Source organism: Pantoea sp. SIMBA_079, assembly GCF_046940275.1.
GTDB lineage: Bacteria > Pseudomonadota > Gammaproteobacteria > Enterobacterales > Enterobacteriaceae > Pantoea > Pantoea borealis.
This window is the reverse complement of the sequence record NZ_JAWRYR010000910.1, coordinates 1-236: the sequence shown is the minus strand read 5'-3', so window position 1 is coordinate 236 and position 236 is coordinate 1. Positions and strand designations below refer to the sequence as shown.

Below are 236 nucleotides of genomic sequence, written 5' to 3'. Positions count from 1 at the left end.
CCCGCTATGTCTGGAGCCAGGACCATAAGGTCATCGCCGTGCAGTATTCGCTGACGGCCATCGCCATCGGCCTGGTCGGCCTGGTGTTGTCTGACCTGATGCGGCTGCAGCTCGGCTTTCCGGGCAAGTTCAGTTTCATCGACGCCAACCACTACTACCAGTTCGTCACCATGCACGGGATGATCATGGTGATCTACCTGCTGACGGCGCTGTTTCTGGGCGGCTTCGGCAACTAC

Annotated in this window: 1 protein-coding gene; it reads left to right on the top strand. The window is 59.3% G+C overall.

The annotated features are described in order from the left end of the window. The coding region (locus SB719_RS22580) for a cbb3-type cytochrome c oxidase subunit I (RefSeq protein WP_412160097.1) at positions 1-236 on the top strand (236 nt) is incomplete at both ends.